Annotated in this window: 5 protein-coding genes; 3 read left to right on the forward strand and 2 right to left on the reverse strand. The window is 43.9% G+C overall.

Annotation, left to right across the window (positions count from 1 at the left end):
* The first annotated feature begins 165 nt into the window (after positions 1-165).
* From alr to R7Q48_RS20695, 3 genes are all read left to right on the forward strand, one after another.
* On the forward strand, positions 166-1,395 hold the full coding sequence (gene alr / locus R7Q48_RS20685; protein ID WP_318132431.1) for an alanine racemase: 1,230 nt from the start codon (positions 166-168) through the stop codon (positions 1,393-1,395).
* A gap of 311 nt (positions 1,396-1,706) precedes the next feature.
* Entirely contained in the window at positions 1,707-2,438 is a 732-nt protein-coding gene (locus tag R7Q48_RS20690; RefSeq protein ID WP_054865294.1) for an AzlC family ABC transporter permease, read from the forward strand.
* Positions 2,435-2,743, forward strand: a complete 309-nt coding sequence (locus R7Q48_RS20695) for an AzlD family protein (protein ID WP_017820198.1) — start codon at positions 2,435-2,437, stop codon at positions 2,741-2,743. Before R7Q48_RS20690 ends, R7Q48_RS20695 begins: the two co-directional genes overlap by 4 nt.
* A gap of 142 nt (positions 2,744-2,885) precedes the next feature.
* Here the strand turns inward: R7Q48_RS20695 and dld are convergent, their stop codons facing one another.
* Positions 2,886-4,592 (reverse strand): D-lactate dehydrogenase, encoded by a 1,707-nt coding sequence (gene dld, locus R7Q48_RS20700; RefSeq protein ID WP_042520979.1) that lies wholly within the window; start codon positions 4,590-4,592, stop codon positions 2,886-2,888.
* A 382-nt stretch (positions 4,593-4,974) separates the two neighbouring features.
* Entirely contained in the window at positions 4,975-5,877 is a 903-nt protein-coding gene (locus tag R7Q48_RS20705; protein ID WP_017633645.1) for a LysR family transcriptional regulator, read from the reverse strand.
* Positions 5,878-6,189 lie beyond the last annotated feature (312 nt).

A 6,189-nucleotide genomic window follows, 5' to 3' on the forward strand; every position in this document is an offset into this window, starting at 1 on the left:
CGATTTGCTTAAATAGAATGTCATCACTGAGGTATATTTAGGTATATATTAAATCATTATCTTAACAAACGCTCCAAAGCACCACTTGGAGCGTTTTACTTCGTCAGGTACTTTCCCCAAGTACTCAATAACATAACCAATACAAAAAACGCGTACGGAGACTTTATGCGCTTAAATAAAACCTTACTATCACTGACTATCGCTGCTGCAATCGCGGTTCCTGTAATGCAAGCTACTGCTGCTCCTCTTCAAATTAGCAATACAGCAGCAAGAGCAGAGCAAGTTCAAGGTGCTAACGCTTGGCTAGAAATAAACTTAGGTCAGTTCCGCGATAATATTGAGCAGTTTAAATCGCACATGGATGGCAAAACGAAAATTTGTGCCGTGATGAAAGCCGACGCATACGGCAATGGTATCGCAGGCCTGATGCCGACTATTATCGAGCAACAAATTCCTTGCGTTGCCGTTGCAAGTAACGCCGAAGCACAAACTGTTCGCGACAGTGGCTTTAAAGGCCAACTTATGCGTGTACGCTCAGCGGATATTGGCGAGATTGAAGCCGCAATCGACCTAAATGTCGAAGAGTTGATAGGCACAGCAGAGCAAGCTAAAGCACTGTCTAAACTAGCCGAGAAAGCTGGTAAAGAAATCAAAGTGCACCTTGCTCTGAACGACGGTGGTATGGGACGTAATGGTGTTGATATGACGACAGAAGCGGGCAAGAAAGAAGCGCTAGAAATCGCTCAACAAGCTGGCGTTAATATTGTTGGTATCATGACTCATTTCCCTAACTACAATGCAGACGACGTGCGCCAAAAGTTAGCTTCATTCAAAGACAGTTCTGCATGGCTGATTAAAGAAGCGAATCTAAAACGCGACAACATTTTACTGCACGTAGCAAACTCTTACACCGCGCTTAATGTTCCTGAAGCGCAGCTTGATATGGTTCGCCCTGGTGGCGTTTTATACGGAGACCTACCGACTAACCCTGAGTACCCTTCTATCGTGTCTTTCAAAACACGCGTGGCATCCGTTCACCACCTGCCAAAAAATAGCACAGTCGGTTACGACAGCAGCTACACAACAAGCAAAGAAAGCTTAATGGCGAACATTCCTGTTGGTTACTCTGATGGTTATCCACGAAAAATGGGGAATACGGCAGAAGTTCTGATCAATGGCCAACGTGCAAAAGTTGCGGGCGTTGCTTCAATGAACACCACAATGGTAGATGTTACAGGTATCAAAGATGTTGAGCCTGGTTCTGAAGTTGTTTTGTTTGGCTCCCAACAAGGCAAAACGATTTCAGCTGCTGAGATGGAAAAACACGCAGAAGTCATCTTCCCTGAACTATACACGGTTTGGGGAAGCGCGAACCCTCGTGTCTACGTAAAATAAACCTATTCAGTTATTCGTAACAGAGCGAAAAAGCGAGCCTCGTGCTCGCTTTCTTTCTTATTTACTAATCTGTACTAGCTCGTGATGTTATCAATTAAACAGAGCTTACTATTTCTGTTGTTTTAATCTCCTTTAGCACTACCAAGTGCGACTCTCTACACTCTGTTTCTTAAAGCCGCTTGGATGGCTCATTTTTATATAGCACTTAGTGTTTGAAAGCCTCTCTAATTGATGTTAAACATGAAGTTTACAAAAGAATAACAAACACACTCGTATGGCACTGCCCCTTTGCCTGCTAGCTAGGTATCTCTATGACAGAAAATACTCAACATCTTCAACGCTCCTCCGCTGAGTTGCACGAATTTAATCGGCTTGACGTCTGGAACGGATTCACCCAACTTTTACCCCTCTCTATGTTCGTGGTCATATTTGGCCTCGCTTTCGGTGTTGCTGCCGTACAGACTGGACTAGATGTATTTCCCACTATGTTGATGAGCACACTGGTCTTCGCCGGTGCTTCACAATTTGCCACGTTAGAAATGTGGGGAGCAGAAGTCCCTCTCATTCCAGTTCTTATTACTGTATTTGCTATTAATGCTCGTCACCTCTTGATGGGAGCCACACTTTATCCATGGTTACGACAACTCCCACCAACAAAACGTTACGGTGTAATGCTGGTTGCATCAGACGCTAACTGGGCAATGGCACTCAATGCATTTGGTAGAAAAGAACCAGGCTTTGGCTTGCTTGTTGGTGGCGGCTTAGCGATGTGGTCTTTTTGGATTGTGGGCACCTGGATCGGCATTTATTTTGGTAGCGCAATCAAAGATCCGGTGGGCCTCGGGCTCGATATGGTTATGGGATGCTTCCTGCTATCTATGGTGGTGGCCGGGCCGAAAGACTTAAGAATCTTTGCGATTTGGGCCATAGCAGCAGCCTCTTCTATGTTGGCGTATTGGTATTTGCCAGAGAATAGCCACGTAGTGGTTGGCGCCATTACTGGCGGAGTATTGGGTGCTTGTTGGAAGGAGAAGAAAGCATGAACATCGAAACAACCTTAGGTGGCACACTGCTTATCATCATCGCTATGGCGTTAGTCACGCTCATAACCCGCTGGGGCGGAGTGTATGTTATGTCATTCATTCCAATTAGCGAACGGGTTCAACGTTTCATTACTGCGATGTCAGGTTCCGTACTGGTTGCGCTTTTAGCTCCGCTAGCAGTAGAGGGTGATAATGGTGCTAGAGCAGCACTGTTTTCTACTGCCGTTGTCATGTTCATCGTGAAAAAGCCTCTACCCGCAATTGCAGCAGGCATCATCGCCGCCGCTGCAGTACGTGCTCTTTAGTCGCTGTTTCAACGCCGATACCAGTCGTCAATAAAAAAGACCCAAAACACAAAGCCCTGATGTCACAAGTATCATCAGGGCTTATCTTATGCTCATCATTTGAATGATGAACAACGATTATTAATCATGGAGAGACAGCACATTACGCACAGCAGTTACAATTGCGCTTATATTTGTCCATTTTACCAATACCAGGGTTAAAGGTATTGGTTGGGTCTAATTCGTGGTAAAACTTCTGCAACGAGTTTTCGGCTTCATACAAGTGACCCACGTTATGTTCTGCTGGGTATTTGGCACCACGGCTATTGAGGTGCTCTAGCATCAGCTTTTTCATCAACTTCGTGTCAGTCCCTTTTTTGAAAATGTAATCTTGATGGAAGACGTAACACATAAAGTGACCATAATAGAGCGCTTGAACAAGGTTCTTACTTACCTCTTCAGGCAAAGTTTCTAGCCACTCTTCATCATTACGTCGCAAAGCGATATCAAGTGCAACGATGTCTTCTACGTCTTTTCGGTGAATCGTCTCGTAACGAATTGCTGCACCTGCTGCTGCAAAGCGATGTAAATAAGCTTTTTTACCCTCTTCCGGCGTACACTCGAAGAAATCACAGTCGTCTTCAACAGCCCAAACTTCTTTGAGGTATTTTTGTGCTTCAGCAATACCACCATCACTCATTTTCAATACCAGGTGATGCTCATACTTGTCACGGAAATCCAGCATTCGCTCTGGTAAGTGTTGTGGGAACAACTTGCTCGCGTAGTACAAAATGGTGTCTGGCAGATATTTACTGACAAACGGGATGCGCTCTAAGAAGTTTTCTACCTTAGCTTTAAGTGCGAACATTTTTGGCAGCTTATCTGTGCCTAACAAGTCGATGGATAAGAACACATCCTTGCCGTACTTCTCTGCCATGTTGAAGATATCTCGATGCAAGTATTCTCCCATCTCAGGCAAGTTATCAAACGTAGATAAGAAGTCTTTTCGCAACTTCGTTAGTTTCGCAGGGTCATTGGTGCCAAGGTAAAAAACCTGCTCTTTTTCGGGTACTGGGTAGCTGTCAACCCGAACGGCAAAAACACCCAACTTGCCAGCGCAGCCACTGGCTTCAAATAATCGGCGTTCATCGGCATTAAAGCGAGAAGGAATGTCAGAAGTCACGTCTCGAACACGTTCATCGTATTCTTTGTCTGATGCCATTCGCTCATCATGAATGATCTTCGCTGGGTCAAAGTTCCCTTCTTGCAGGTTTGTTAGAATTTCTTCTGGCGTTTCACCTAATCCTTCAATACCAAGGTGGTTCACCAAATGTAACTGGCCTTGCTTATCGACCTGCGCGTAGATCGCCAGTTCCGTATAAGCAGGACCACGCTTAACTAGCGCACCGCCTGAGTTATTAGCGATACCACCGACCACAGTGGCACCTAGCGATGAAGAGCCGATGATAGAATGCGGTGCTCGGTTCACTGCCTTCAACTCTTTCTCCAAAGAGTGTAAGCTCGCACCAGGCAAGCAAACCGCCTGCTTACCACCATCTAATAAGTGAATCTTCTTGATTTTGGTAATATTGATCACAACTACATCGCGATCATAATCATTACCACTCGGAGCCGAGCCTTCTGTTAAACCTGTTTTAGCCGCCTGCATGATAATGATGCAGTTTGCTTCAACACACTGTTTAATAATCTTCCATTGTTCTAGAAGAGTGTTAGGAAACACGATAGCAAGCGCATTACCACTACCCGAACGAAACCCCGAGCGGTAATATTTCGTTTTAACCTCGTCGGTTAGAACATTTTCTTCCCCCACGATGGTTTTAAATTCTTCAATCAGCTGCTTTTGTTTCATATCCGTATCTCTAGTTATTGTACTTCGCTCACAACACCGCTTAGCGGCAGACATGGCGTTTGCGCCACTATAAGCAGTCCATTTCTCTGCGTCTATGTCAGGCGGACGAACAATACGTAATCAATAAACAACAAACAAAATAATTCTTTATTTTTCTGTTACTTATCTTTCACATTTGAGAAATTTAACGTAAGAAACAGACCGTTTCTTAAAAGAAACAATAGCAAAACCATTTGTTAACAGTTGTGCGAGGTATCTTGTTATCAATATTAGTGAAGAAAACGAGGAGAAGCGTAAGCTCCTAAATTTAAGAGGACTCTTAGAAATGAAGATGGAAACATAAGCTCAACACCAACATAACGATCGGTGTTGAGTTATTGGCTTAAAATCGATGGTTTTGACTTTGAAAGCTTGTGTATAGATGATCGATAAAGATCTTAATTTTTTCTGGTTGCTGACGAGTGTAAGGATACACCGCATAAATACCCAAACATTTGGCGGTTTCGTCTTTAAATAACTGAATCAGACTGCCTTGCTTTAAGTCTTCATAAACCAATACACGCGGTACATAGATGATTCCCTGCCCTAACAGCGCCACATTTCTCAATACAGAAGAATTGTTAGTACAGAGGTTACCGTCGACGGTGATTTGATATACCTCGTCTCCATCTTTAAACGCCCACTCATGCGCTCCGGTTTCTTGGTAGGAATAGACTAAACAATTGTGTTTAGCCAAGGCTTGAGGTTGTTTAGGTATGCCATGTTTAGCTAGGTATTGGGGTGACGCGCAAATGATCCAATTTGCATCCACCAGCTTTCTTGCAATCAGACTAGAATCTGGCAACACACCCGTTCTAATTGCCAAATCAAAACGTTCATTCACGATATCGACGAAACGATTATCTAGATCCATATCGATATTGATGTCTGGGTATTTCTGATTAAATTCATTAATCACTTGAGGAAGAATTAATTCACCAGAGATAGTAGGCACCGAAATTTTAATGTTTCCAGATAAGTTTTTACCTAAACCCACAATGGATTCTTCCGCCGTTGCCACCGCTTGATAAACCGCTTTTGCATGAGTAAAAAACGCTCGTCCTGCTTCAGTCAACGTTAGCGTTCGCGTTGTTCGGTAGAGAAGCTGTACACCAAGCTCTTGTTCAAGCTTGGCAATCCGTTTACTGACGACCGATTTGGTCAGTGACATATGTCTCGCGGCAGCACTGAATGAACCTTGCTCGATCAAGTGATAAAAAATGATGTAATCGTCGGTATTTCTCATGCGTCTTCGTCAAATCCTTTGGAAGCCCGTATTGTAAACTGAAATTGGCTGAGGTGCGAAACATCGGGTCACACTTAATATCAGAAACTCGTGACAGAGATGGGGTTGCTAAGCTCACAGGTAATGAAAAAGAGATGGTGTGAATTTATCAGTCTTCAGATACAAAAAAACCAGCTTTCGCTGGTTTTAAGTTGATGCACTTGGCATCGAGATACCGCCATGGCCATATCTGAATAATTTGGAGCGACACACGAGGTTCGAACTCGTGACCTCAACCTTGGCAAGGTTGCGCTCTACCAACTGAGCTAGTGT

The sequence above is a fragment of the Vibrio sp. 378 genome (assembly GCF_033339435.1).

What these genes read in the sequence shown, in the direction of transcription:
- dld (WP_042520979.1), bottom strand. Translation starts at nt 4,592, where the DNA reads ATGAAACAAAAGCAGCTGATTGAAGAATTTAAAACCATCGTGGGGGAA.
- R7Q48_RS20705 (WP_017633645.1), bottom strand. Translation starts at nt 5,877, where the DNA reads ATGAGAAATACCGACGATTACATCATTTTTTATCACTTGATCGAGCAA.
- R7Q48_RS20695 (WP_017820198.1), top strand. Translation starts at nt 2,435, where the DNA reads ATGAACATCGAAACAACCTTAGGTGGCACACTGCTTATCATCATCGCT.
- R7Q48_RS20690 (WP_054865294.1), top strand. Translation starts at nt 1,707, where the DNA reads ATGACAGAAAATACTCAACATCTTCAACGCTCCTCCGCTGAGTTGCAC.
- alr (WP_318132431.1), top strand. Translation starts at nt 166, where the DNA reads ATGCGCTTAAATAAAACCTTACTATCACTGACTATCGCTGCTGCAATC.